The organism is Pseudomonas sp. GW823-FHT06B06 (assembly GCF_058795195.1).
The window spans coordinates 42901-67118 of the sequence record NZ_JBXAHO010000015.1 but is presented as its reverse complement, the minus strand read 5'-3'; the positions used below and the strand labels follow the sequence as shown (position 1 = coordinate 67118).

24 protein-coding genes and 2 pseudogenes are annotated in these 24218 nt (G+C 56.7%); 15 read left to right on the top strand and 11 right to left on the bottom strand.

What is annotated here, in order from left to right:
* Positions 1-11: 11 nt before the first annotated feature.
* Positions 12-494 (top strand): OsmC family protein, encoded by a 483-nt coding sequence (locus AC1Q8Q_RS15750; RefSeq protein WP_168757632.1) that lies wholly within the window; start codon positions 12-14, stop codon positions 492-494.
* An 83-nt stretch (positions 495-577) separates the two neighbouring features.
* On the opposite strand, the gene AC1Q8Q_RS15745 is transcribed toward AC1Q8Q_RS15750, so the two are convergent.
* Entirely contained in the window at positions 578-1783 is a 1206-nt protein-coding gene (locus tag AC1Q8Q_RS15745; RefSeq protein WP_492615224.1) for an MFS transporter, read from the bottom strand.
* Between the two features lie 152 nt (positions 1784-1935).
* Here AC1Q8Q_RS15745 and AC1Q8Q_RS15740 point away from each other — a divergent pair, with 152 nt between their 5' ends.
* Positions 1936-2862, top strand: coding sequence for a LysR family transcriptional regulator (locus AC1Q8Q_RS15740; RefSeq protein ID WP_168757634.1), 927 nt, complete (start codon positions 1936-1938; stop codon positions 2860-2862).
* 61 nt (positions 2863-2923) lie between these two features.
* Here the strand turns inward: AC1Q8Q_RS15740 and AC1Q8Q_RS15735 are convergent, their stop codons facing one another.
* Positions 2924-3604 (bottom strand): TetR/AcrR family transcriptional regulator, encoded by a 681-nt coding sequence (locus AC1Q8Q_RS15735; RefSeq protein ID WP_168757635.1) that lies wholly within the window; start codon positions 3602-3604, stop codon positions 2924-2926.
* Between the two features lie 210 nt (positions 3605-3814).
* On the opposite strand from AC1Q8Q_RS15735, the gene AC1Q8Q_RS15730 reads away from it, so the two are divergent.
* The 3 genes from AC1Q8Q_RS15730 to AC1Q8Q_RS15720 all read left to right on the top strand — a co-directional run bounded on the left by AC1Q8Q_RS15730 (position 3815) and on the right by AC1Q8Q_RS15720 (position 5940).
* Positions 3815-4654 carry a TauD/TfdA dioxygenase family protein gene (locus AC1Q8Q_RS15730; protein WP_492615223.1) on the top strand — a complete coding sequence of 280 codons (840 nt, stop codon included), beginning with the start codon at positions 3815-3817 and terminating at the stop codon, positions 4652-4654.
* A gap of 52 nt (positions 4655-4706) precedes the next feature.
* A complete protein-coding gene (locus tag AC1Q8Q_RS15725) occupies positions 4707-5477 on the top strand; it encodes a class II aldolase/adducin family protein (RefSeq protein ID WP_168757637.1) in 771 nt (256 codons plus the stop codon).
* A gap of 145 nt (positions 5478-5622) precedes the next feature.
* A complete protein-coding gene (locus AC1Q8Q_RS15720; protein WP_492615222.1) occupies positions 5623-5940 on the top strand; it encodes an NAD(P)-dependent oxidoreductase in 318 nt (105 codons plus the stop codon).
* Here AC1Q8Q_RS15720 and AC1Q8Q_RS15715 read toward each other — a convergent pair.
* On the bottom strand, positions 5915-6145 hold the full coding sequence (locus AC1Q8Q_RS15715) for a hypothetical protein (protein ID WP_033039294.1): 231 nt from the start codon (positions 6143-6145) through the stop codon (positions 5915-5917). The genes AC1Q8Q_RS15720 and AC1Q8Q_RS15715 overlap by 26 nt on opposite strands.
* 175 nt (positions 6146-6320) lie before the next feature.
* Here AC1Q8Q_RS15715 and AC1Q8Q_RS15710 point away from each other — a divergent pair, with 175 nt between their 5' ends.
* On the top strand, positions 6321-7982 hold the full coding sequence (locus tag AC1Q8Q_RS15710) for a SulP family inorganic anion transporter (RefSeq protein ID WP_168757639.1): 1662 nt from the start codon (positions 6321-6323) through the stop codon (positions 7980-7982).
* A 19-nt stretch (positions 7983-8001) separates the two neighbouring features.
* Here AC1Q8Q_RS15710 and AC1Q8Q_RS15705 read toward each other — a convergent pair whose 3' ends face one another.
* Together AC1Q8Q_RS15705 and AC1Q8Q_RS15700 are read right to left on the bottom strand one after the other, a co-directional pair.
* Complete coding sequence (locus tag AC1Q8Q_RS15705; RefSeq protein ID WP_020800162.1) at positions 8002-8190, bottom strand: ribbon-helix-helix protein, CopG family; 189 nt, start codon at positions 8188-8190, stop codon at positions 8002-8004.
* Between the two features lie 257 nt (positions 8191-8447).
* Positions 8448-8564, bottom strand: a pseudogene (locus AC1Q8Q_RS15700) (VOC family protein); the annotation flags it as partial.
* A 107-nt stretch (positions 8565-8671) separates the two neighbouring features.
* On the opposite strand from AC1Q8Q_RS15700, the gene AC1Q8Q_RS15695 reads away from it, so the two are divergent.
* On the top strand, positions 8672-8884 hold the full coding sequence (locus tag AC1Q8Q_RS15695) for a phage integrase family protein (protein WP_020800164.1): 213 nt from the start codon (positions 8672-8674) through the stop codon (positions 8882-8884).
* Between the two features lie 59 nt (positions 8885-8943).
* Here the strand turns inward: AC1Q8Q_RS15695 and AC1Q8Q_RS15690 are convergent.
* A pseudogene (locus AC1Q8Q_RS15690) lies at positions 8944-9109 on the bottom strand (phenylacetate--CoA ligase); the annotation flags it as partial.
* Positions 9110-9537: 428 nt separating this feature from the next.
* On the opposite strand from AC1Q8Q_RS15690, the gene AC1Q8Q_RS15685 reads away from it, so the two are divergent.
* Positions 9538-11184 (top strand): phosphoethanolamine transferase, encoded by a 1647-nt coding sequence (locus tag AC1Q8Q_RS15685; RefSeq protein WP_168757640.1) that lies wholly within the window; start codon positions 9538-9540, stop codon positions 11182-11184.
* Between the two features lie 200 nt (positions 11185-11384).
* Here the strand turns inward: AC1Q8Q_RS15685 and AC1Q8Q_RS15680 are convergent, their stop codons facing one another.
* Positions 11385-11810, bottom strand: coding sequence for a GNAT family N-acetyltransferase (locus AC1Q8Q_RS15680; protein ID WP_168757641.1), 426 nt, complete (start codon positions 11808-11810; stop codon positions 11385-11387).
* Between the two features lie 530 nt (positions 11811-12340).
* Here AC1Q8Q_RS15680 and AC1Q8Q_RS15675 point away from each other — a divergent pair.
* The gene (locus AC1Q8Q_RS15675) at positions 12341-13795 is read left to right on the top strand and encodes a TrkH family potassium uptake protein (protein WP_492615221.1); all 1455 of its coding nucleotides are present in this window, start codon (positions 12341-12343) and stop codon (positions 13793-13795) included.
* A 163-nt stretch (positions 13796-13958) separates the two neighbouring features.
* On the opposite strand, the gene AC1Q8Q_RS15670 is transcribed toward AC1Q8Q_RS15675, so the two are convergent.
* Positions 13959-14765 carry a lytic transglycosylase domain-containing protein gene (locus AC1Q8Q_RS15670; RefSeq protein WP_168757643.1) on the bottom strand — a complete coding sequence of 269 codons (807 nt, stop codon included), beginning with the start codon at positions 14763-14765 and terminating at the stop codon, positions 13959-13961.
* Between the two features lie 379 nt (positions 14766-15144).
* On the opposite strand from AC1Q8Q_RS15670, the gene AC1Q8Q_RS15665 reads away from it, so the two are divergent.
* From AC1Q8Q_RS15665 to AC1Q8Q_RS15640, 6 genes are all read left to right on the top strand, one after another.
* Positions 15145-16056: a TauD/TfdA dioxygenase family protein gene (locus AC1Q8Q_RS15665; RefSeq protein ID WP_492615220.1), complete on the top strand. Its 912-nt coding sequence runs from the start codon at positions 15145-15147 to the stop codon at positions 16054-16056.
* Between the two features lie 33 nt (positions 16057-16089).
* Positions 16090-17202, top strand: a complete 1113-nt coding sequence (locus AC1Q8Q_RS15660) for an ABC transporter substrate-binding protein (RefSeq protein ID WP_083348661.1) — start codon at positions 16090-16092, stop codon at positions 17200-17202.
* Positions 17203-17206: 4 nt separating this feature from the next.
* Positions 17207-18112 (top strand): ABC transporter permease, encoded by a 906-nt coding sequence (locus tag AC1Q8Q_RS15655; protein ID WP_492615219.1) that lies wholly within the window; start codon positions 17207-17209, stop codon positions 18110-18112.
* Positions 18109-18894, top strand: coding sequence for an ABC transporter permease (locus AC1Q8Q_RS15650; RefSeq protein ID WP_020799240.1), 786 nt, complete (start codon positions 18109-18111; stop codon positions 18892-18894). The genes AC1Q8Q_RS15655 and AC1Q8Q_RS15650 overlap by 4 nt, the downstream gene beginning before the upstream one ends.
* 25 nt (positions 18895-18919) lie before the next feature.
* A complete protein-coding gene (locus tag AC1Q8Q_RS15645; RefSeq protein ID WP_020799239.1) occupies positions 18920-19681 on the top strand; it encodes an ABC transporter ATP-binding protein in 762 nt (253 codons plus the stop codon).
* 89 nt (positions 19682-19770) lie between these two features.
* Complete coding sequence (locus tag AC1Q8Q_RS15640) at positions 19771-21102, top strand: LLM class flavin-dependent oxidoreductase (protein ID WP_489327960.1); 1332 nt, start codon at positions 19771-19773, stop codon at positions 21100-21102.
* A 234-nt stretch (positions 21103-21336) separates the two neighbouring features.
* Here the strand turns inward: AC1Q8Q_RS15640 and AC1Q8Q_RS15635 are convergent, their stop codons facing one another.
* From AC1Q8Q_RS15635 to AC1Q8Q_RS15625, 3 genes are all read right to left on the bottom strand, one after another.
* Positions 21337-21771, bottom strand: a complete 435-nt coding sequence (locus AC1Q8Q_RS15635; RefSeq protein WP_033044878.1) for a VOC family protein — start codon at positions 21769-21771, stop codon at positions 21337-21339.
* Positions 21772-21814: 43 nt separating this feature from the next.
* Positions 21815-22213, bottom strand: a complete 399-nt coding sequence (locus tag AC1Q8Q_RS15630) for a hypothetical protein (RefSeq protein WP_080725400.1) — start codon at positions 22211-22213, stop codon at positions 21815-21817.
* Between the two features lie 177 nt (positions 22214-22390).
* On the bottom strand, positions 22391-24163 hold the full coding sequence (locus AC1Q8Q_RS15625; RefSeq protein ID WP_492615218.1) for an acyl-CoA dehydrogenase C-terminal domain-containing protein: 1773 nt from the start codon (positions 24161-24163) through the stop codon (positions 22391-22393).
* Positions 24164-24218: the final 55 nt, after the last annotated feature.

Genomic DNA, 24218 nt, shown 5'->3' with positions numbered 1-24218 from the left:
AGGAGGGATCAATGGTAGATAAAGCGCACGAGTACGAAGTTCAGGTAACTTGGGCCGGCAACAACGGGACAGGAACGTCATCTTATCGGGGATACAGCCGGGCGCACGTAATTGCAGCTAACGGCAAAACACCAATAGAGGGGTCGTCCGATCCCAGTTTTCGAGGAGACCCCACGCGCTGGAATCCCGAGGAATTGCTCTTGGCATCCTTATCTGCGTGTCACAAGCTTTGGTACCTTGGCCTTTGCGCTGAGGCAGGGATCGTTGTGGTGGCCTACGAGGACAACGCTCAAGGAACAATGGTCGAGGAGAGCAACGGCGCTGGTCAGTTCACCTCAGTTATTTTGAGGCCAAAAGTGATCCTGGCATCGGGTTCTGAAATCGCTAAAGCTCAGACGCTGCACAAAATAGCTCATGAAAAATGCTTCATTGCTCGTTCGGTAAACTTTCCAGTCAGCCACGCACCCGAAATATCGATAAGCCCAGGCGCCTAGTTAGCCAGAGATGGTGTCCGCATAGTCGGGCACCCTCTCAAAGTCTACGTAACTGCCTAGACGACATTGCCGGACGCTTACCATCAATCAGGCTCCTTGTCCGTTGTAGCGCTCAAATGGGTAGCTCCCAGGATGTAAAACATTCCCCCTGCAACAATGAAGAGCGCAAGCATGTAGAAGATGTAGTGGGGAGGTTGAGTCGCCAATACGACTCCGCAAAGCACCGGTCCCAGTGCCGCGCCGAGATTGGACAGGTTTTGTGCTCCGTAATACATGCCGCGCAGGTTGTCCGGAGCGATTCTGTCGATGAACATGTACTCGACGGGGAATACGATGATCTCGCCGACCGTGAAAATGGCCATGGAGATGACCCAGAGCAGAATAGAGGTCGACTGGGCAAAACCCGCCAGGCCCATCATGAACATACTCAGCCCTGCGGCCAGCCACAGATTCAGGTGTCTGTGAGAGATCCTTCTGCCTATGGCGTATTGCAAGCTGATCACCATCAGCGCATTGGTCGCCACAACGGTACTGATGATCTGGTAGGTGGATTCTGGGGTAGCAATGACCACCAGATACTGCGAGAGATAGGCGGTGAACTGGCCAAAGACCACTGCACTGAGTAGCCCTCCAAGGGTGAAACACACCAACCGATAATCCTGCAGTAACAGTTTTCCCACGGCCAGAAACGGTACTGGTTGCTGAACTTCATCGGTAGCGTTCAGGTATCTGTTGCCCCAAACGAAATAGATGAAGAAGAATCCCGCTCCAAGCCCGGCAGACAACAGGAATGGCAAGCTGATATCCAGCTTGGCCATGGCAGCGCCAAGAAACGGGCCGACGGCATACCCGATATTGGTCAGGGTATATTTGATCGAGAAAACTTCGCTGCGATCAGTGACGGGAAGCAGGCTGCCAAATCCTGATTTGACCGCGATATCAATGACCGCATAAGCCAGGTTGATCAGTACCAGGCAGCTGTAGAACAGCCAAAGATCGCGAGCCAGGAACGTCCCGAGAAACCCCAGCGTGAACACCCCACTAAAGCCCAGGATCAGCCGGTAACTGGACATCTTGTCGACAAGAAAGCCACCGTAAAGACTCAATAACGAGCCGATGATCAGTGTGCTGCCCACAACCAGGCCGATATCGGCGACGCTCAAGCTGAAACTGCCGGAAAGGTAAATGACCAGATAGGGCAGGGTGATTGCTCGCGCCAGGGTCAATATCAGGGATGCTGACAGCAGCAAATTTATTGTCGTCGGATAATTTTTTAGCGTGGTCAGCATCCTTGCCTCATCGTTCAGCAGGTTGTTTTTAGGGTGTTCGTCAGTCGCACAGTGTTGATTGATGCGCGAATCTAGCTTACTGGGGAATTGTGTTCTGATTTATGATGTTTTTTATCCTGTCGACAGAACTCAATTCATGAATGCGGGCGTCCATGTTTTCCTCCGAACGATTAAAGGGCATTGATGTATTTGTCTGCGTCGCCGACTCCGGCAGTTTCAAAGGCGCTGCCGAGCGGATGAACCTGACGGCTTCGGCCATCAGCAAAGGGATCGCTCGATTGGAGAGCAGGCTTGGGACTCGGTTGTTCCATCGCACAACTCGAAGCTTGTCGCTGACAGATGCGGGGATTGCGTTCTATCGCACATGTACAGGTGTGCTGGCTGACCTCGAAGAGGCTGAACTGTCCCTACTTGCCGAAAACACTGAGCCTCGCGGCAGGATTCGCATTGACCTTCCAGGTGCATTCGGCCGCCTCCAGGCACTTCCGGTTATTCTGCAATTCGCCCAGGAACATGCGCTGCTGCTCCCGCATATTTCGTTTTCCGACCGTTTCATCGACCCTATCGAGGAAGGTGTCGACATCGTCGTACGCATCGGCGGTTCGGACGTTTGGCCCGCCGCATTGGAGCACCGCTACCTGGGCAGTGAGTGGCATATCTTCTGTGCGTCTCCCGAATATTTGAGTAAGCACGGCACACCTGTGACCGATCGCGATCTGGAACGGCATCAATGCATCGCTTACGGCTGGGCGGATGGAACGGTTAGCCCTTGGAGTTTTTCGGGAAAGCACCCGGGCGAAATTGAACGCAGGGCGATAGCTGCAAAGTTCGTTGTGGGAGATGGCGAAGGACTGGTGATCGCGGTATCGGCGGGATGCGGGATCGCGCAGTTACCCACATGGTTGATCAAACGTCAGCTTGAAGAGGGGACATTGGTTGAAGTGCTTCCCCACTTGGCCACCGATGGCCTGGCGATCAATCTGATTTGGCCAAAGAGCCGTCAGGCGCTTCCCAAGGTCAGTGCATTATTGGAGGCACTCGCCGCTGGTTTGGTGCCGTCTGCCAGCAAAATCCAATGACCTCTTTTGGCCCAGAGTGTGTAAAAACGGGGCTCTTACCGGACTGCTGTATGTCCGCCAGTCAGTCGACTGCAGATGGACGCAGGCAACCGATGGCCATGGCGACCAGGCTGTCGAGCAAGGCCGGATGCTCAAGCTGCGCCGGCATGTCTTCCAGTATCGAGCGGATCACACTGCGCAACCCCTGCCCGAGCAGATAAGCCGCCAGGGCAGGGTGCTCCGTGCTGATCTCGTGCTCATACAGATGCAGGAGCGGCAGCCAGGTCGCTTCGATGAATTCACCCGTCGTGCGGTAAGGGCCACGCCACATTCCCAGATGAAGGGCACAGTGGTAGCGCAAGTGAAAGGCCTTGTTCAATTTGAACAGGCGCGTTTCGACACGAATGATGTTGGCCAGAATATCGCGCAGTGCCGACTTCAATGGCATGCCAACCAGCCGTTCGCGCACCCTCAGTAGCTCCTCCGATTCCTCGTCGAGAACACGCTCGTACAGCAAGGCGACAATCGCGTCCTTGTTGGGGAAATATTGGTAGATCGAGCCAACGGCGACCCCTGATATTTCCGCGATGCGGGCGACAGTCAGCGCTTGCTCCCCGGCCTCATCCAGAATCCGCAGGCACGCCTGCTCCACGGCTTCGACCAGTGCGCGAGAGCGTGACTGGGTCGGACGCTTGCGTAACGCGGGAAGCTGCTCCGGCGAAGCGTGTGGGGCCATCCTGGTATCAGGGCCTTTCTTGTTCATGGAAATCCGAGTGTTGTATTTCGCGCGGTACTAAAAATTCAATATTTATCAATTTAATCAATAAGTTAATTTGGTTTTTAGGCGCTTCCGGAATGCGAATATTCCAGCAGTCGCGACCTGAGTATGATCGTTTTCGTCGATCAGACATCGTTCAAACGCGTAGTGATGCGCCCATGAGATCGGATGTTCCAACCTACCGGGAGATTGCCCATGTCTTCATTTTTCACCGTCCGGCCCCTTGGCCCAAGCCTGGGTGCCGAAGTGCTTGACCTGGATCCGGCTTCAGTCGTTTTGCCAGAAACGCTGGCGGCGCTCGAGGCCGTACTCATCAAGCATGAAGCCGTCGTGTTGCACGTCCCAGGGCTTAAGCCGGAGCAACATCTGGCGATTGCACGGTATTTCGGTGAGCCGGAAGTACACACCTTCTACCCGAACCTGGGTGAGGGCTTTGAACAAATCACCGTGATCGACTCCAAACTGGGCGATCGAGCTGATATGTGGCACCACGACGAGAGCTTCCTGCCCAGCCCGCCGATTGTCACCATGACTCACGCCCAGATCCTGCCGCCGTGTGGTGGCGACACCTGCTGGATCAGCATGACCACGGCCTACGACGCGCTGTCCGAACGCATGAAGCACTACCTCGAAGGCCTCAGCGCCTGGCATGACATGAACGGACCCATGACGACGGCGCTGCGCCAAAACGTGGTCACGCACGAGCGCTATGTCGAGGTCATCAAGGCAAACCGACGACACCTGCATCCGCTGGTCACTCGGCACCCGGTGACAGGACGCAAGGCGCTGTACCTGAGCCCCACCTACACCACCCACATCGACGGCCTGGCGGTCCCCGAGGGCGACGCCATCCTTGCCTACCTGCATGCGCACTGCCAACACGTTCAATTCGGTTTCCGCCATCGCTGGCGCGTCGGTGACATGGTGCTCTGGGACAACCGCAGCGTGCTCCACAACGCCATCCTGGACTATCAACCGCACCAACGGCGCATGCAGCGCACCTCGGTATTCGCTCGCGGACCTTTCCACGGGTAATCCATTGTTGGGTCAATCACAGCTTTTGACAGTCGCAGAAGAGGAAACAGCTATGTTGAAGGACACGCTGAACAAGGAATTGCTGGCCCGCTACGCGCCCAAGCCGGGTCGCCATGCGCTGCTGCCCGAATTGACACCGCACCAGGCCGTGGCATTGCTGTGCCGGGTGTTGTATCGCGAGGGTTATAACGACCACATCGCCGGCCACATCACCGTTCGCCAGGACGACGGCACTTACCTGGCCAACCCATGGGAGCTGACCTGGGGTGAAGTGACCGCCTCGGATATCGTGCGCCTCGATCCACAAGGCACGGTGATCGAAGGGCAGTGGAACATCACCCCGGCCATCAACCTGCACATTGATGTACATAACGCCCGGCATGATGTCGGCGTAGTGATCCACAACCACCCACAGTGGGGATCGGTGTGGTCGGCGGCCGGGCGTGTTCCACCGATCTATGACCAGACGTCCGCCTTGGTCGACACGGACCCAGTGCTCTACGACGAGTATCAGGGCACCGTTGAAGACACAGAGCGAGGCCGTGCCGTCGTGGACGCTCTTGGAACGCAAAAATGGGCGTTGCTCGCCAACCATGGCGTACTGGTGGTGGCCAACGGCATTCGCCAGGCACATTTGCGCGCCATCACCCTGGAGTGGCGCAGCCGCTTGGCCTGGCATGTCGAAATGCTCGGCGGCGGCTCACCGTTGCCCGCCAGCGTCGCGGTTGCAACGGGAGGGCGCACCGATGCCAATGGGTTTCCATTCCTGTGGGAAGCCATGGCTCGCGAGGAAATCCGGCGCGATCCAGGCGTTCTTGAGTAAGCCTTCCTCTCCAGTCGCGGCGGCATGGCGGACGCCCATGCCGCTGGTGCCTTGAACCTTGTCGAGAGTGACCACGCGATGAAACCCACCTTGCTACTGCTGTCGCGCTTGCCCGATAGATTGATCATCCGCCTGCGCGAGCATTTTGACTGCCACTCGTATTCGCTGCTCGACGAAAAGGATTGGCAGAGCAGTGGCTTTGCGAGCCCAGGCGTTCGGTATGAGCATTGCGTATACGGGGCGCACGCGAAAGGCTGATGTGCCCTATCGCTGGTGTAACGATGTACAAGCACTGGCGGCGAGTGTCGATTATCTGGTGGTGTGCGCGAGCGGTGGCTCCGACACTCGCGGCCTGATCAACGCGGCTGTGCTGGCAGAGCTTGGCAGATACTCGATCTTCACTGACATGATCATGTCTCCAAAGCGTGATCCAAGGGTTAAAAGTGGATTTCAGCGGTCTTGAGGCCCAGGTCTCGAAGCTCGGCGATCAAGTCATCCAGATGCCCAAAAGACTCGACCTCCTCGTTGTCATCAACCAAGAAATAACTCCTGCCAGCGTCCTTCTTGAAGAACACTATCCACTCCTTGGGGTTGGTCGGGTTTGCGATCACATGGGTGTCGAAGGTCACGCCTTCGGCATGTTTGGTTTGCACAGTTTTACGATTCATGTCGGTCACCACGCTACGCGCGCTCTCAAAATTCTCTATTTGCAGTGCATGCCCGCCCAGCTCCATCTGAGCTTTCACTATAAACATCTCCAGCCGCTCGAAGCAGTGGATCTAGGGCATTTGAATTATCACTGTATGTTAATATTATGCACATGCATCCACTGAGGGGCTAGCCATGATTGCGATAGGTGAGGCATGGAAGGCGGGGTTGTTGGGGCGAGAACACTGGCTTCGAAATATGGTGTCTGGCGTGATCGTCGGGGTCGTGGCGCTCCCTCTGGCAATGGCGTTTGCCATTGCATCTGGCGTCAAACCTGAGCAAGGCATTTACACCGCAATCATCGGTGGTCTGCTGGTTTCACTCTTTGGGGGAAGCCGCTTGCAGATCGCCGGACCGACAGGTGCGTTCATCGTGATTCTGGCGGGGGTCACGGCCAAGCATGGCGTTGACGGTCTGCAAATCGCCACGATGATGGCGGGGGCCATCTTGTTATTGCTGGGGATGGCACGGCTCGGTGCGATCATCAAGTTTATCCCCGACCCGGTGATTGTCGGATTCACCGCGGGCATCGGTGTGATCATCTGGATCGGGCAGTGGAAAGACTTTTTCGGTTTACCGACGATCAGTGGAGAGCATTTCCATGAAAAGCTCTGGCATCTGCTACAGGCCCTGCCGGATCTTCACATGGTCACCACCCTGCTGGCGCTACTTAGCCTTTTCCTGGTCATCACCGCGTCCAGAATTCCCGGTCTCAAACGGGTGCCTGGGCCGCTGGTCGCAATGGCGGTCGCTACAGCAATACAGTCAACCTTTCATTTCGAGGGGGTAGCCACGATTGGCAGTGCATTCGGTGGTATACCTCAAGGCTTGCCAGCGTTGAGCCTGCCTGAAATCACGCCGTCCCGCGTCATCGATTTGATTGGTCCGGCGTTCACTATCGCCATGCTTGGAGCAATCGAATCACTGCTGTCCGCGATGGTGGCCGATGGCATGGCGGGCACCAAGCACGATTCCAATCAGGAGCTGATCGGTCAGGGGGTCGCCAACCTGGTCACACCATTGTTTGGCGGCTTTGCAGCTACCGGGGCCATTGCCCGTACTGCAACCAATATCCGTAACGGCGGTACGAGCCCGCTGGCCGGCATTACGCATGCAGTCACCTTGGTGCTTATTGTTCTGTTCCTGGCACCTCTAGCCTCAAACATCCCACTGTGCGCCCTGGCTGCCATTCTATTCGTGGTCGCATACAACATGAGCGAGTTGAAGCACTTCAAACGCATGGTCCAACGAGCCCCACGCGCAGACGTATCGATCCTGCTCATCACTTTCAGCCTCACGGTGTTCAGTGACTTGGTGATCGCCGTGAATATCGGCGTCATTCTTGCGATGCTGCACTTCATGCGCCGCATGGCCTCATCGGTGGAAGTGCAACAGGTCGTGGAGCACGAGCTTGAAGAAGAGCTGAGGACCAATGGCCATACTCGCCTACCGCCAGGGCTTTTGATTTATACGATTGAAGGGCCATTGTTTTTTGCTGCGGCCGAGACCTTCGAGCGTGTGATAGCTCAGACCCACACTGACCCAAACCTGCTGATTATCCGTCTGAAGCGCGTACCGTTTATGGATATCACGGGCTTGCAAGTGTTGGAGGAGGTTATTCAGCAGCTGCACAAGCGGCATATCGTGGTGAAGCTCTGCGAAGCGAACACGAAGGTGCTCAACAAGCTCGATAGGGTGGGTATCCTGCAAGAAATTGGTCCGGAGCATTACCACGCCGACTTCAACACTGCGTTGGCTAAAGCTGTCAGTCATGTAGAGGGTACGTCGACTCTCTAGAGACTACTGTCCGTCGTAGTTATGACTTGGTGCTGGTGGCATGCTTGCTCTTGGTCGAATAGCTGGCGCCGTGAGTGTCCAGGTAGTCACGAATCAGTTGGCGGACCACCTGCGAAGACGTCAGGTCTTGTGCTGCACAGAGGTCCTCGAAAGCTTTTTTCTTGACGGGATCAATGAGCACAGTGAGGCGCGCAGTCTTGCTTTCCATGGGGTATTCAATCGCTCAAGTCGCTGGATGTTAATCAAATTGTAATTGCCTTGTCCGGTGCTGTCACTGTTGCGGCGGTGGGTTGTTCGGTACCTCCACTTAACACACTGGAAAGCCCGCTCAAAAGGCGCTCTGGTATGAGCGTCTCCCGCGGGCTGTGGATTCAACCGGCTGCCCGCTACACAAAAGGTGGAACAGGGTCACCGGCCAACTCGCGAAGTAACCATGTTCCTATTTAAGCGCAGCGCCAATGCGGCTTACGCGGCCTTGAAGCAGTAAGCCGCCAACTTGTTACCGTCCAGGTCCCTCGCGTAAGCCGCATAAGCGTTAGGCGCCCAGCCTCGCGGACCCGGTGCACCTTCGTCGGCGCCGCCACTGCCAGCGGCGCGCAGCGACAGTACGAGCGGCGCCATGCGCAAGCGGTCGAGCACTTTGAAACGGAGTGGGGCGGGGGTGCTGCCGGCGCGCTACCTGGCGGCCTATGGCGCTCAATTGTCCAGCAACACCGCGCACGCACCTGGCGGCTATGGCTCAGTGGCAACAGCAATGCGGCTTCGATGACCCGACCAAAGCGTCGCGGGTACGTGATGTCTTGCGTGGCATTCAGGCGCTGCGTCCGCAACCGATCAAGCAGGCGCAAGCGCTGCAGTTACAGCGGCAGAGGCGTACATCGAGGGTCTGGGCGGGTAACTGACTGCCGATCAGTTGGCTATGCGGTTGCGCGTGCGCGGGACCAGACGTTGCTCCTGCACAGTTGTCGCGTAGATCGCTGTTGCACGTAAATGGAAATTTCGCCGGGTCATCGAGGGATTCGAGGTCGTCGGGGGCGCACCGGCTTCGGCGAAACGCTTTCGATAAAGCGCAAGTTTTCGAAGGCATGACGGAGGCTCCAGCGCAAACGACTTAGTTGGTGTTGACGTGGCCGTTTTCATGTAATCAAGCGAAATTAGCGAATTTATAAGAAGCCTGATTGATTATTTATATAAGGGGCTGTCTCCGATTTCCTGGGCACTATTGCTGTGCAAGCACAGATTGCAACGTCAGTTCGAACCCTGCACGCCGTCGAACTTGATTGTATAACGGCCATCAAGGTAGGTCGCGGGCTGCTTCTTCATTTGCCCCAGAATGCCTAGGGTAACAGTGTCAAGCCTTGCGGCGCCTGGAGGGTTAGCGTGCCCTCGAGGGCTCTGCAAGTTGGATTTTTCGCGACAAGCTTGCTGGCAATAGCCGAGACTCGCTACGTTTGGTCGCCAAAGGAGAGAATATTTTTAACAGGATACAGCGAGCGCGCCAATTGGAGCTACCCTCTGAGGAGGCATGTGGGTGTCCTGCGAGAATAATTATCAAATGAAAAACTCCGCCAAAATTATCGATTACTCATCTAAAATTCTAAAAGCAGAATGGCCAAATTTAGTACTGTGGTCATATCTGCTTTCACCGTTGATTGTTAGAACGCTAACAAACTATCAATACTCTAAAATTGATTTGTTGGTCTTTTACACCCTTGGCATGTCGGTGTTGTGGCTTTTGGCGATTAGATTTATTTCATCCAATCAATTCAAAGTTCACATCATTCTGCTGCCATTTTATTTGCTGGCAGCTGTTGATCTCTTTTTGGTTTTAAATTTCAACTCGAAATTAACAGCGGCCTATATGTTTATTGGCTTGACAAACCATAAGGAGGCCAGCGAATTTTTACCGACCTATTGGCAGTCCATCAGTATCGTTTTGGTGATCTTTGTTATTTGCTATGGGGCTGGATTAATAGGCCTGCATAAGCGCGAATTATATAAAAACAAAGGTATTTTTGTTCTGGTTGTTAGCGCCTTGCTAGTGGGGTATGGGGCGTATTTTTATAAAACCGTCAAACTTAATTCTCTCGGGAAATCTGCAGTCATGGATCTCCTTGCAAAAGATCAAAGCACGCCAGTAGGTTATTTATCGCAAATGGCCCTTACTGCAAACTTGTATTTGGGGACGGAGAAACTTATCAAGCGCCGTCGAGAATCTGATGTAAAAATAACCAGCATGTCGAATCAATCAAATATAGAAACCATTGTTTTTGTGATCGGTGAGTCATCACGGCCGCACAACTGGTCCCTCTACGGTTATAACAAGGAAACAACCCCAAATCTCGGTAAGCAGGCGGGGATTTTCAAGTTTAACAATATTTGCACGACAGCCCCATATACCTCGTTCGCGGTTCCTTCAATGCTGAGTCTTGAGCCTATATGGGATTGGGAATCCATTGTATCAACAAAATCATTGGTGAGTATATATCGCGCAGCCGGGTACATGACCTATTGGTTGTCTGTACAGGAAGTTGATAGTTTTGGAGGAATAATTCCACAAATAGCTGCAGAGGCACAGTACCGTCAATATTTCGAGAGAAGCTATGATGGAGCATTAATTTCAGAATATGAAAAAATACTAAAAAAAAGCGATACAGAAAAGAAAGCCATATTTATTCATGTCAAGGGTAGTCATTTTGAGTATTCACGCCGATATCCAGAACATTTTGATAAATTCCAGCCGTCAACAAACAGCTTCAAGGACAAAATTACCGCAGAATATGATAACAGTATTTTATATACGGACTGGCTATTAAGCGCAATTATTGATCAATTGAAGTTAAGCAAAAAACCATCTGTCTTGTTTTATTCATCGGATCATGGTGAAAACATGATGGATGACAGTCGAGGGCTCTTGGGTCATGGAATTGGCAATAAATATGACCTCCCGGTTTCGGCATTTATCTGGGCGTCCGATAATGTTTCAAGCCAGCAATCGCTCAAGCTTTTAAAGCTGAGGGAAAGAGAGAGTCAGAAAATCAGCATATCATCCTTGCCACATACTCTTTTAAATATCACTGGGGTTTTCACGAGTCGGTATAAAAGTCCGGATGATTTATTAAGTGATGATTTTGTGTCGTCGAAGTGTCCACATCTGCTCGGCGCAGGCTATGTTCCATCGTTTGATTTTGACACCCATTAAATAGCCCTCGCTGAACAACGCCGCAAGGCGTTGATCCATCAGGTGAAAAAGACGAGGTGTGGAAAGGCATGCTGCCTTGTCGTAATTCGCCTGCCACGAAGGGCCGAAGCCGACCCGGGGCGGACATCGAATACGAGCGCCCAATAATTGATAGCAATCCGATGTCAAGTGCAGCAATCGGTTCAAGGTTCAGTGTGCCGTCAGCAAAACAGCTTCTGGTAGAACATTCGGGTATGTCCCGGCGGATAATCCGTCAGGCGCCCAAATTCGCAGTAGCCCAGCTTTTGATAAAATCCCGGTGCCTGAAAACTGAATGTCTCCAGCCAGATACCTATGCAGTGCTTTTTCTGCGCGATGTCTTCGGCCATGTGCATAAGCCGTTGTCCAATGCCCTGGCCCCGCATCGACTCGGGCACACTGACAAGATCGATGAGCAGCCATCGATAGGAAACCTTTCCGTATAGCCCGCCAATGATTTCATTGCTGTCAGGATCTCGCAGCAATAGGGCAAAAGTTTCATGGGCGTCGTCTCCACCCTTGGCCAGATTGTGGGCCAGCAACGGAGCCAGAATGGCTGACCGCTGTTCTTCCGTTGGATGTTCCGACAGCAGGATGTCTAAAGGCATGGCGCTCTCCCTGAGCAATGAATCAGTGGGTCGACAAGGCAGTTCTGGAACTCATGAAATCAGCGTCCGGGTTCGGGTCGCCCGCCAGGTGAATCACGGTGTGGATGCCTGCGCAGGCTTGAAGACAGCTGGCTTGATCCCTGATGTCGAGAGCAAAACGTTGTGCGGAATCTGGAAGTCTTGATTCGTCCATATCGGCCAGGCGTAAATCCATGTTGGAAACCGATAGGGTTGTCGCCAGCGAATGCAGATGTATTCAGGCAAAAAAGGAGCAGGGCGCCAAGCACTGTTTTCATCTTCCTTGATGGGATCGGCGTCAATTGGACGTGATCGTGTGCGCGGCAAACATATCAGCGATCGTGTCGGCCTATACAGTCATTTCCGAGGGGCATTGAATTGCCCAGCGTTCGCGCAGATGGCTGATGCCGATTAGCTAGACTCAGCTCTGCAGGGGAATTTTACGTAAATTTTACGGCTAGCCCTGTTGACTCAATTGATACTGTGCGGCGCTCATCAGCCAGGCGTTTTTTATGTCCATTGCAGTACTGCGGCTTATCGGATTTATCCTGGGTATTTTTTTGATCACGTTGGCCGTGAGCATGGTTATTCCCATGTTTACACTGGTGGTTTATGACCGCAGTGATGATCTGTCGGCGTTTCTCTGGTCGGGCCTGATCACCTTCGTCTGTGGGCTGGCGCTGATTATTCGCGGGCGTCCAGAGGTTGCCCAACTTCGTCCACGAGATATGTACCTGTTGACCACGGCCAGTTGGGTTGTCGTCTGCGCCTTTGCGGCTTTGCCGATGGTGCTCATCCATCACATCAGCTATACCGATGCATTTTTTGAAACGATGTCCGGCATCACCACCACCGGCTCGACGATTTTGACGGGGCTGGATACCGCGTCACCAGGATTGTTGATTTGGCGCTCGATGCTGCACTGGCTCGGGGGAATTGGTTTTATCGGCATGGCCGTGGCGATTCTGCCTTTGTTGCGAGTCGGCGGCATGCGTTTGTTCCAGACAGAATCTTCAGACTGGTCAGAGAAAGTCACACCACGCTCTCACGTCGCGGCGAAATATATCCTGGTGCTCTACCTCGGGCTGACCGGGGTGTCCGCTCTGGCGCTATGGGTCGCGGGAATGACACCTTTCGAAGCGATAAATCATGCAATGTCATTTATTTCAACGGGCGGCTTTTCAACCTCGGATGCCTCCCTGGCGCACTGGCCTCAACAGGCTATTCATTGGGTATCCGTGGTCGTCATGATAGTGGGCAGCCTGCCTTTCACCTTGTATGTCGCCACACTGCGGGGCAACAAAAGTGCATTATTAAAAGACCATCAGGTGCGAGGGTTCATTGGATTTCTAGTGATTACCTGGCTGCTATTTGGTACGTGGTTGTGCATTAACAGCGACTACAGCTGGTGGGAAGCGTTTCGTATCGTGGCCGTCAATGTAACCTCGGTGGTCACGACCACGGGGTTAGCCCTCGGGGACTACACCTTATGGGGCAGCTTTTCTGTTCTGCTGTTTTTCTATTTGACCTTCGTCGGCGGCTGCTCTGGGTCTACGGCGGGAGGGCTTAAAATATTCCGCTTTCAGGTCGCCTCCTCCTTGCTGATGGGCAGCTTGAAACAACTGATTCATCCTCGTGCGGTGATTCGGAAAAAATACAACGGCCATCCCATTGACGAAGACATCGCACGTTCGCTGCTGACCTTTTCATTCTTTTTCACCATCACCATCGGTGGCATTGCCCTGGGGTTGGCGCTGATCGGTCTTGACTGGACGACAGCCTTAAGCGGTGCTGCCACCGCAGTGTGCAACGTGGGTCCCGGCCTGGGGACGATCATTGGTCCAGCAGGCAACTTCTCGACCTTGCCGGATGCGGCAAAATGGCTGCTGACGGTCGGCATGCTCTTGGGAAGGCTGGAGATTCTGACGGTGCTGGTGCTGCTCACACCTGTCTTTTGGAGGTACTGATCGAGTCGATAGCGACGACCGGATCGGGGGCTTGACTCGGCTCAAGGTTTTTTTTGCGTGAACTCGGGCTCGATTCACGAACGACAAGCGTGGCCATCGGCGCATCAATGCGGTGACGCTGGCCGGTTCACTAACGGATTAGCGAACGGGTGGCCGGGAATAACTAGCGATTGTTACGATAGCGTTCGGTCAAGGACTGCACGAGGGTGACGTAGGATTGCGTCTCGGCGTAGGGAGGCACCCCATTGTGCTCGACCACAGACGCTTCGCCAGCGTTGTAACCGGCCAACGCCAGCACCTGGTTGCCGTTGAAGCGCTTGAGCAGCCAGGCCAGGTAGCGCACGCCGCCACGAATGTTCTGCCGGGCGTCGAACGGATCGTCCACGGCGAAGCGCTCGGCGGTGGCGGGCATCAATTGCATCAGTCCCTGGGCGCCGGCTTCGGAAATGGCGTTGGGGCGAAACGCCGATTCGGCATGTATCACCGCGCGGACCAGCGCTCTGTCGACGCCATATTGACCCGAAGCGGCTTCGATCTCCCGCCGATAGGAACGGGTGTCCAGGCGCAGTGAGGCGACCTTGAAATCCTTCGGCGCCCTGCACAGATAGCAACCCTTGATGTAATAGACTTCAAGGACATCGACCCGCGCGGAAATTCCTTCCGGGCGCCGGCTCACATATTGACGAACACCCTTGTGGATGAAAGTGAACACCCGAATCCGCATCGCGCCGGAGTCGTCGTCTTGCACAAGCCGTGGCAAGGCCTTGGGCTTGGCGCCGACACCGGCGCCAGCCATGCCATCCACGCGAGTGCAGCGGGCGCTGGCGATGGCTTGACTGGTGTAGCTGATGGCTCCGTCCCTGGCTTGGCACTTGAACATGGCGCTGGCGTACAGTGGCGTGACCAGCAAGGCCAGCTCGATGCCGCCAATAAGGCTCTTGCGAGCCCATCGCCATGCCCTGGAATTCATCACATCGCTCCGCGCCGCAGGCGTCGATCAGGTGGGGGCGCCTGACCCGGACGTTGCCTTTGGAGGGCCTGGGGGGACCCGCCTGCTGTTTCTGACAGTTATACCCCTTGTAGCCGGCGCTGGGACTTGCGTTGACGTACGGACTGGAACCAGCCCCTCAGCAACCCCACCAACGTAATCCCAAACACACCATCAACTTTATATTGCTACTAAAAAGTTATTAGCTAATAACAAGAGGCTTATAGCTTTTATCTGGATTTAATAACGGGACAGGTATATCGGGCTTAATCTATCTTTAGAATAATTTGTGATTAGTCATCGCTGCTTTTATGACTTTATGATCTGTCCCACAACAACTCGTGAGACAGGAGGTAGCTCGATGACTATTCAAATCAAACCGGTCGCCGGTCGAATTGGGGCACAACTGGAAGGCGTAAAGTTGGGGGGCGGCATCAGCGCCGAGGCATTCGATTTCATTAATCAGGCACTGTTGAAATATAAAGTGCTGTTCTTTCGCGACCAACATCTGGATGACGCCGAGCACGAGGCTTTTTCCCGCCGCTTCGGCGATCAGGTCCCGCACCCGACCGTGCGTTCCGCTGAACAAGGCGCTGCGATCCTGCATTTGGACGCCAAGGAAACCCGCGCCAATTCCTGGCACACCGATGTGACCTTCGTGGCCAACTACCCGAAGATTTCCATCTTGCGTGGTGTTGTAATTCCGCCCTTTGGCGGTGATACGGTATGGGCCAATACTGCAGCAGCCTATGCTGATTTACCCGACCCGTTAAAACAATTGGCGGATAATCTTCGCGCATTGCACACCAACGTATATGACTACGCGGCGCCGTGTAATACCGACGAGTCGGGACTCAAGCGTTATCGTGAACAGTTCACTGCTGAAGTCTACGAAACCGAACATCCATTAGTGCGAGTCCATCCGGAGTCGGGTGAAAGAAGTTTGTTGTTGGGGCACTTTGTTAAACAAATTCAAGGTGTCAGTAGCAACGATTCCAAACAACTGATTCGCCTTTTTCACGACCGTATCACCCATGTCGACAACACCGTTCGCTGGCGCTGGCAGGAGGGCGATGTGGTGATCTGGGACAACCGCGCCACCCAGCACATCGCGATCAACGATTACGGCGACGCCCCGCGCATCGTGCGCCGCACCACCATCGACGGTGATGTGCCGGTCGGGGTGGATGGTCGCTTGAGCCAGGCGCTCAAGCCGAGCCCCGAGGCGCGTTCGCCGAAAACCGAAGCCGACAAAAAACACCTCGCCGCCTGACGAGCGACTCTCATTGGTACAAGGAAGGCTGACATGAAGCTCAATGGCATTCGCCTGTTTAAAAAAGGCAGCATCGCTGCAGCGCTGGCTGCGGTTCTTGCGGTATCCGGGGCCGAGGCCGATGTCTTGCGCATCGGTGTCGCCACGGCCGGTGGCGGTGACCCGGTGACCTTCAGCGGCTCGCCTCTGGGCATCGTGCGCAATCAGCAATTGCTGGAAAAAGCCTTCGCCGGAACCGGGACCGAAGTGCAGTGGTTCTTCTTCAAGGGGGCAGGACCTGCGGTCAACGAAGCGTTCTCCAACCAGCAACTGGACTTCGCCTACCAGGGCGATCTGCCTGCAGTTGTCGGGCGCTCCAACGGACTGGACACCAAGTTGTTGGCGGCGTTGGGTGTGCGCGCCAACCTCTACCTGGCGGTGCCCAAGGGCTCCCCCCTCAAGACCATCGAGGACCTCAAAGGCAAAAAGGTCGCGATCTTCCGCGGTACCAACGGCCATCTGGTGATGATCAATCTGCTGGCGGAGCACGGGCTGACCGAGCGCGATATCAAGGCCATCAACCTCGATACCGGCAGCTCTCAGGCCGCATTGATTTCCAATGGCGTGGATGCCGCATTCGGTGGGCGTGAGTTGTTCAAGCTGCGTGACAAGGGCCTGATCGACATCGTTTACGACAATCCCGAGCAGGACGTGCGCTACACCCGGCAGACGGCGCTGGTGGTTCGCGGTGAATATGAAAAAGAGCATCCGGACAAGGTGCAAAAGGTCGTCGACACGCTGGTGGACGCGGCGAAGTGGACATCGGACGAGAGCCATCGCGATGACGTCTTCGCTGAATGGGCCAAGAGCAATGACCCCGCCGATTCACTGCGTGCCGACTTCACCGGGGTTCCTCTAAGGGACCGGGCCTCGCCTCTGGTCGACAACTTTCTGATCAGCCGCTATCAGGCCGTGGCGGATCAGGCCAAGGAAGAAAAACTCATCCGTCGCCCGGTCAGTATCGATGGCTGGTTCGAAAGCAGTTATCTGCAGAAATCTCTCAAGGCCAAGGGACTGGAAAACTACTGGACGCCCTACGGCCCGGATGGCAAGCAACCGGCGGGTAACGCGGTAGCGGCCACGACGACCAGCAAGCAAGGGAGCTAGGAAAATGGCCAGGGCACAGACCGCAAGACTCGAGAAGTATGGGGCGCCAGCATTGCCGAGCGACAACGTCAAACGTCTTCCACCGTCGCCCGCTCGCCCGGTCCGCAAGGTCGAGGTACCGCGCACTTCAGCCTGGTCCGTGAACCTGGGTGACAAGGCCTTGCCCTGGCTGTTGCCGTTGCTGTTGCTGGGTTTGTGGTACCTGGGGGTGGAACGCGGCTGGCTTTCGGAGCAGGTGCTGCCACCGCCAGCCTACGTTTACCAGGCGCTGTCGGACCTGGTTGTCAGCGGGGATCTGGGGCTCAACGCAGCGGCCAGCCTGCAGCGGGTTGTCGTCGGGTTCAGCCTCGGCGCATTGCTCGGTGTAGCGCTGGGCCTGGCCATGGGACTGTCCCGGACGCTGGAGGATTACCTGCTGCCGACTTTCAACGCACTGGTGCAAATTCCGGTATTGGGCTGGCTGCCGTTCGCCTTGTTGCTGTTCGGCATCGGCGAGACGCTCAAGTATGTGCTGATTGCCAAGGCCGCCCTGGTGCCAATCACCCTGTGTACCTTGCAGGCGTTCCGCCAGGCGCCCAAGGGCTTGTTGGAAGTCGGCCGGACCTACGGCTTCAGCCGTCGGCAAAGCGTCACCTCCATTGTCCTGCCGGCGGCAATCCCGACACTGTTTACCGGGTTCCGCCTGGGCTTCACCAAGGCCTGGCTATCGCTGGTGGTGGTCGAATTGGTGGCCTCGAGTGAAGGGCTGGGCTACCTGATCGTCTATGGACGCCAGCTGTTTCAACTGGACCTGGTGATGGCGGCCGTCGTGATAGTGGGTGCGCTCGGCCTGCTGATCGACCGCAGTTTCGATTACGCGCAGAAACGCCTCGATCGCGGTCGGCCAACGGTTGGAGGGCCTCAGTCATGAGTGCGGCTTTGTCATCAGGTAGCAGTAGCCACCGGTATCGCGGTTGGGTCTTGCCAATCTCGGTGATTGCCCTGTGGTGGTTGGCTTCGAACCAGGGCTGGAGTGAATCGGGGCTGTTCGTTTCGCCGGAAAAAGTCGCGGCGACAGCCTGGGATCAAATCACCTCGGACAAATTCTGGCGGGCGATTTCGGCGAGCCTTGCGCGCAATCTCAGTGGCTTTTTCATCGGCACCGCGCTGGGCTTGGTACTGGGTTGCCTGCTGGGTCTTTCGCGGCATTTCGAGCGTTTGGTGGGGCCAAGCTTCAACACCTTCAAGCAAATCTCCCTGTTCGCCTGGATCCCGCTGATCTCGGTGTGGTTCGGCCTGGGCGATGTGGCCAAGGTGGTGTTCCTGTCACTGGCCGCACTGGTGCCGGTGGTGGTCAACACTTGCGATGGGCTGCGCAACGTCCCACCCAACTTGTTGGAAGTGGCGCGGGTGTACGGCTTCACCCGTTGGCAAACCATTATCGGGGTGATGCTGCCTGCTGCCTTGCCGTCGATTTTCACCGGGCTCTACCTGGCGCTGGTCTACAGCTGGCTGGCAACCATCGGCGCCGAATACCTGCTGGTATCGGGGGAGGGGATCGGCAACACGCTGATCGATGGCAGCGAGCATTTCATGATGGACCTGGTGCTGTTTGGAATGGTGGTTATCGGCCTGGTGGGATGGGGCCTCAACGCCCTGGCCCGGACACTTGAGCGGCGGATGCAGCGCCTGTATGGCATCACGACTAACTGATTGCCACATTGAAAAGGATCGCAACATGAGCAACGGCCTGACCCTGGAACACATCAGCAAGCGGTTCATCTCCAAACCTGGCAGTTCGACGCAATTGCAGGTGCTCGACAACATCCACCTCGACATCGCCCCTGGCGAATTCATCAGCATCGTCGGCGCCAGCGGTTGCGGCAAATCCACGCTGCTGCGGCTGATCCTCGGCCTGGACGAGGAGTTCGACGGACGCATCCTGCTCGATGGCACACCCATCAAGGGCACGGGCCTGGAACGCGGCATCGTGTTTCAGGACCACCGATTGTTCCCCTGGCTCAACGTCGAGCAGAACGTCGCCGTGGGCCTCAAGAATTCACCCCTGAGCGCCGGGCAGAAGCGCGACACCGTGCGCGAGCACATCGAACTGGTCGGCCTGCAAGACTTCATCGAGTCCTACCCGCATCAGATTTCCGGCGGTATGGCCCAGCGCGTGGCCATCGCCCGCGGCTTGGTCAATCGTCCGAGCGTGCTGCTGCTGGATGAACCACTGGGCGCCCTCGACGCCTTGACCCGCGCGCGGTTGCAGGGCGAGCTGCAGAACATCTGGGCCAAGGAAAAAATCACCATGATCCTGGTCACCCACGATGTGGACGAGGCGGTATTCCTCGGCGACCGGGTGGTAGTGATGCAACCCAACCCGGGGCGCATCCGGCGCATCGTCGACGTCGATCTGCCGCGTCCACGCAATCGCAGTGACAGCCGTTTCATCGCCCTGCGCGATGACGTGTTGAGCGACTTTGCAGAGCTGCATTGAGTCGCGTGCTGTCCCGCCTGTTCAGGTTTTTTCAGGCTCTCTATTTCAGGCTCTCTAATTTCAGGCTCTCTATTTTCAGGAGAAGGGAAATGTCCGAACGTCAGCTCAGCCTCAACCTCTTCATCTACCCCAATGGTCATCACGAAGCCGCCTGGCGTCACCCGCAGTCGGTGCCGGAAGCGTCCATGGACATCGCTCACTACCAACAGCTTGCACTGAGAGCGGAACGGGAAAAGCTCGATGCGATCTTCTTTGCCGATTCGCCATCCCTGGCCGAAAGCGATCGCGAAGGTGTGCGCATACGTTTCGAACCAGTGACCTGGCTGGCGGCCATCGCGGCGGTGACCCAACGCATCGGCCTGATCGCCACGGCCAGCACCACCTACAGCGAGCCTTACAACCTGGCGCGTTCGTTCAGTGCGCTGGACCACCTGAGCAAGGGCCGCGCCGGCTGGAACATTGTCACCACGTCCCTGGCGGCCGCCGCCGCCAACTTCGGCCTGGACCAGCATCCGTCGGCCCATGACCGCTATGCCAAGGCCGAAGAGTTCGTGCAGGTGGTGGGTGACCTGTGGGACAGCTGGGAGGACGATGCGCTGGTGCTGGACAAGGCCACCGGGGTGTTCGCCAACGGTGCGAAAGTGCACTCGATCAACCACGTGGGTACGCACTACCAGGTCAAGGGCCCATTTAACTCACCACGCTCTCCGCAAGGACGGCCCGTGCAAGTGCAGGCCGGCTCGTCCGAGGACGGCCGTGATTTCGCATCAAGGCATGCAGAAGCGATCTTCACCGCGCACCAGACCCTGCAAAGCGCGACCGAATTCGCCAACGATATCCGCGCGCGGGCGAGGGCAGTGGGGCGCGACCCGCGCCAGCTGAAAATTCTCCCGGGTATCAGCCCCTACATCGGCAGCACCGAAGCGGAAGCCCAGCGCAAGTTCGATGAACTCAACGACCTGGTACTGCCGCACGTTGCCCTGGGCCAGCTGCGCCGACTGCTGGGTGTCGACCTGTCCGGTCAGGATCTGGATGCGCCTTTCCCTCGTCATTTGGTCAACTTTGAAGGCAGTGAGAGCCAGGCGAGTCGCTTCAAGCTGGTCATCGATATAGTCGACCGCGAGCAACCGACCTTGCGCCAACTGATCAACCGCCTGGCCGGTGCTCGCGGGCATTGGGTGCCGGTAGGCACGCCGGTGCAAATCGCCGACCTGATCGAACAGTGGTTCCGCAGCGGCGCCGCCGATGGTTTCAACGTGATGCCGCCGGCATTTCCCGAGGGCTTTGAAGTGTTTCTCGATGAAGTGTTGCCGATCCTGCGCAAGCGCAGGCTGTTTCGCGAGGACTATACGGGTACCACGCTACGCGAGCATTACGGTCTGAGTCGCCCGGTTTCGCGGTTTGCGTTGAAGTCTGCCTGAGGGCGCGCAGCGATCGGGGGATTGTCTGAATGTACGCGTTCAAAAGCCAAAACGAGGCGGCCTTAGAGCCGACCTGATCGCAGATCTGTCCGCGTTGCGATCGTTCCCACGCAGAGCATGGGAACGATAACAACGCGGACAGGCCGCCACGCTCTGCTTTTGATCGCGAGCGCCCGTTAACCACGATTGCCGAACGCAGGCATTGTGCAGTGGTCTGATAAAACCGCACACGCATTAGCCGAGTTGCTCCGCAAGCCCGACGATGATGCCCTCAGGCCCACGAACATAGGCGAGCCGGTACGATGTTTCGTACTGCATCTGGCCAATCAATTCGGCGCCATGGGCTTGCATCTGTGTCACGAGCGCATCGATGTCATCGACGGCAAACATGATGCGACGAAGACCCAGGGCGTTCATTGGTGTGTCCACGGGGCCAAACCGAACGGCCTCCGGGGTGTGGAACTTGTCCAGTTCAATGCCCTGTCCGTCGGCGGTGCGCAGCATCGCGAGGGTGGCTCGCACGTTGCCCAGCCCAATGAGGCTGCCGACAGCAGCCCCTTCAACGGTGGTTTGGCCTTCGAGCGTGAGACCCAACGCGATAAAGAATGCCTTCACCGCTTCGAGATCGTCGACAACGATCAGGACGTTGTCCATGCGCTTGATGGTCATGTCCTTCGCTCCCTGTTTTTAAACGAAGTCGCGTAGCCTGGCGCTAGCGACGATAGTAGCGGCGATCGTCGTCGTAGCGGTAGCGCGTGTCCCGGTCGCGGTGGCGCTCCCAATAGCGGTGGCGTTCGGCTTCCCGGCGGGCTTGCTCTCTGCGCCACTGGGCCCTGCGCCATTCGTCTCGACGCCATTCGTCCCGGCGATCGTGCCAACGACCGTCGTGCCAGTATCGATCGTCATGGGCAAGCAACGCTCCTGGCTGCTTGTCGGCCGTGCTGGCCAAGGTCGGCCAGGGGGTGTCGGCGGCCCGCACGGGCGCCTGGACGGCTGTGACTGGGGGGGCGGAAACAGGGGTTGAAGTCTTCATCTGTGTTGCTGATGCCGAGCCCATTGCCGCGAACGCGAACAGGCCGAGGAGCACCATCCGTGGGACATGGAATTTCATGAGCGAAGACAACCTCTGATTGGCAATTGGACGTGTGGCCATCTGGCTGCGCGAAGCCTGCGGGTTCGCGCCTACCGAGCGGATGAGCCTATCCAAATAGACCGACAATCAAGGAAAAGTTCTAGGCAGGCGTTGCAATTAGTGCAACGCCCGCCAGAGCGCCATGGCGTCGCTCAATCAGAATTGTTCAGCGCGCAGGCCATACAACGAGTCGCTACCTGCCCGAATGGATTGCTCAAGGCTCAAGGTGCGTGGAAGCAAGCGCTGGAAGTAAAAGTCGGCGGTGGCGATTTTCGCGTCGTAGAAATCTTCGTCTTCGCTGCGTTTTTGCCGCGCAACCTGAGCCATGCGCGACCAGAGCCAGGCGTAGGCGACGTAACCGAACAGGTGCAAATACTCCACCGACGCCGCGCCGACTTCGTTGCGGTTGCTTGCCGCTCTGTCGTGGAGCCAGTCGCTGATGTCCTCCAGCCGCTGCACGACATCCAGCAGTTGCGTGGCATAGGGGGCGTCAGGCTGTGCCGCGAAGCGGCGGATCTCGCCGGTGAACTGGCACAGTGCGAGGCCTTTGTCGGCGAGCACTTTGCGCCCGAGCAAATCCAGTGCCTGGATGCCATTGGTGCCTTCGTAGATTTGCGCGATGCGCACATCACGGACCAATTGTTCCTGGCCCCATTCGCGAATGTAGCCGTGGCCGCCGAAAACCTGCTGGCCATTGATGCAGCTTTCCAGGCCGCTGTCGGTAAAAAATGCCTTGGCCACGGGCGTCAGCAGCGCGACCAGGACCTGCGCACTGTCGCGCTCGCCGGCATCAGCGGAAAACTTCGCCAGGTCCAGTTGTTGCCCGACATAGCTGGCGAACGCGCGGCCGCCTTCGGTCATGGCTTTCATGCCCAGCAGCATGCGCCGCACATCCGGGTGAACGATGATCGGGTCGGCCGGTTTGTCCGCCGCCACGGCGCCCGTGGGGGCCCGACTCTGAAGGCGTTCACGCGCGTAGGCGACGGCACTCTGGTAGGACGCCTCGGCGCAGCCGATGCCCTGAATGCCGATGGACAGGCGTTCGTAATTCATCATGGTGAACATCGCCGCCAGGCCTTTGTTCTCTTCACCGATCAACCAGCCACTGGCACCGTCGAAGTTCATCACGCAGGTGGCTGAGGCCTTGATGCCCATCTTGTGTTCGATCGAACCGCAACTCACGGCGTTGGCAGCGCCAAGCGAGCCGTCGGCATTGACCAGCACTTTAGGCACGACGAACAGCGAAATGCCTTTCGGACCCGCCGGTGCATTCGGCAGTTTGGCCAGTACCAGATGAACGATGTTTTCGGTCAGGTCCTGGTCGCCCCCGGTGATGAAGATCTTGCTGCCGGTGATCTTGTAGCTGCCGTCAGCCTCAGGTTCGGCGCGGGTGCGGATCAGCCCAAGGTCGGTGCCTGCATGGGCTTCGGTCAGGCACATGGAGCCGGCCCAGCGGCCTTCATACATCGGTGGCAGATAGAGATTTTTCAGGGTGTCGCTGGCGTGGGCATCCAATGCCAGGCAGGCGCCAGCGCTCAAGGCCGAATACAGCGCAAAACTTGAGTTGGCGCCATAGAGCATCTCTTCGAATTGCACGGCCAGCATTTTTGGCATGCCCATGCCACCGAATTCGGCGTTGCCGGACAGTCCTACCCAGCCGCCTTTGATGTAGGTTGCGTAAGCCTGTTTGAAACCGCTGGGGGTGCTGACTCGCCCCTCATGCCACTGTGCGCCTTCTTCGTCGCCGCTACGATTGAGGGGCGCAATCAGGTGCTCGGTGACTTTTGCCGCCTCCTCAAGAATGGCATCCGCGGTGTCCGCGTCGATGCTGTCGGCCAAGGCGGGCAGGCGCGCCCACAGGGCCGGGGCCTCGAACACTTCGTGCAGCACAAAGCGCAAGTCACGCAGGGGGGCTTTGAATTCTGGCATAACGTAAACCTCGTTGGGACGGTTGTGTCACGGGCACAGCCGAATGTGGCCTGCA

Bases quoted from the DNA above. Each gene is read 5' to 3' on its own strand.
- AC1Q8Q_RS15750 (WP_168757632.1), top strand. From the start codon at position 12: ATGGTAGATAAAGCGCACGAGTACGAAGTTCAGGTAACTTGGGCCGGC.
- AC1Q8Q_RS15745 (WP_492615224.1), bottom strand. From the start codon at position 1,783: ATGCTGACCACGCTAAAAAATTATCCGACGACAATAAATTTGCTGCTG.
- AC1Q8Q_RS15740 (WP_168757634.1), top strand. From the start codon at position 1,936: ATGTTTTCCTCCGAACGATTAAAGGGCATTGATGTATTTGTCTGCGTC.
- AC1Q8Q_RS15735 (WP_168757635.1), bottom strand. From the start codon at position 3,604: ATGAACAAGAAAGGCCCTGATACCAGGATGGCCCCACACGCTTCGCCG.
- AC1Q8Q_RS15730 (WP_492615223.1), top strand. From the start codon at position 3,815: ATGTCTTCATTTTTCACCGTCCGGCCCCTTGGCCCAAGCCTGGGTGCC.
- AC1Q8Q_RS15725 (WP_168757637.1), top strand. From the start codon at position 4,707: ATGTTGAAGGACACGCTGAACAAGGAATTGCTGGCCCGCTACGCGCCC.
- AC1Q8Q_RS15715 (WP_033039294.1), bottom strand. From the start codon at position 6,145: ATGAATCGTAAAACTGTGCAAACCAAACATGCCGAAGGCGTGACCTTC.
- AC1Q8Q_RS15710 (WP_168757639.1), top strand. From the start codon at position 6,321: ATGATTGCGATAGGTGAGGCATGGAAGGCGGGGTTGTTGGGGCGAGAA.
- AC1Q8Q_RS15705 (WP_020800162.1), bottom strand. From the start codon at position 8,190: ATGGAAAGCAAGACTGCGCGCCTCACTGTGCTCATTGATCCCGTCAAG.
- AC1Q8Q_RS15695 (WP_020800164.1), top strand. From the start codon at position 8,672: ATGGCGCTCAATTGTCCAGCAACACCGCGCACGCACCTGGCGGCTATG.
- AC1Q8Q_RS15685 (WP_168757640.1), top strand. From the start codon at position 9,538: ATGAAAAACTCCGCCAAAATTATCGATTACTCATCTAAAATTCTAAAA.
- AC1Q8Q_RS15680 (WP_168757641.1), bottom strand. From the start codon at position 11,810: ATGCCTTTAGACATCCTGCTGTCGGAACATCCAACGGAAGAACAGCGG.
- AC1Q8Q_RS15675 (WP_492615221.1), top strand. From the start codon at position 12,341: ATGTCCATTGCAGTACTGCGGCTTATCGGATTTATCCTGGGTATTTTT.
- AC1Q8Q_RS15670 (WP_168757643.1), bottom strand. From the start codon at position 14,765: ATGAATTCCAGGGCATGGCGATGGGCTCGCAAGAGCCTTATTGGCGGC.
- AC1Q8Q_RS15665 (WP_492615220.1), top strand. From the start codon at position 15,145: ATGACTATTCAAATCAAACCGGTCGCCGGTCGAATTGGGGCACAACTG.
- AC1Q8Q_RS15660 (WP_083348661.1), top strand. From the start codon at position 16,090: ATGAAGCTCAATGGCATTCGCCTGTTTAAAAAAGGCAGCATCGCTGCA.
- AC1Q8Q_RS15655 (WP_492615219.1), top strand. From the start codon at position 17,207: ATGGCCAGGGCACAGACCGCAAGACTCGAGAAGTATGGGGCGCCAGCA.
- AC1Q8Q_RS15650 (WP_020799240.1), top strand. From the start codon at position 18,109: ATGAGTGCGGCTTTGTCATCAGGTAGCAGTAGCCACCGGTATCGCGGT.
- AC1Q8Q_RS15645 (WP_020799239.1), top strand. From the start codon at position 18,920: ATGAGCAACGGCCTGACCCTGGAACACATCAGCAAGCGGTTCATCTCC.
- AC1Q8Q_RS15640 (WP_489327960.1), top strand. From the start codon at position 19,771: ATGTCCGAACGTCAGCTCAGCCTCAACCTCTTCATCTACCCCAATGGT.
- AC1Q8Q_RS15635 (WP_033044878.1), bottom strand. From the start codon at position 21,771: ATGACCATCAAGCGCATGGACAACGTCCTGATCGTTGTCGACGATCTC.
- AC1Q8Q_RS15630 (WP_080725400.1), bottom strand. From the start codon at position 22,213: ATGAAATTCCATGTCCCACGGATGGTGCTCCTCGGCCTGTTCGCGTTC.
- AC1Q8Q_RS15625 (WP_492615218.1), bottom strand. From the start codon at position 24,163: ATGCCAGAATTCAAAGCCCCCCTGCGTGACTTGCGCTTTGTGCTGCAC.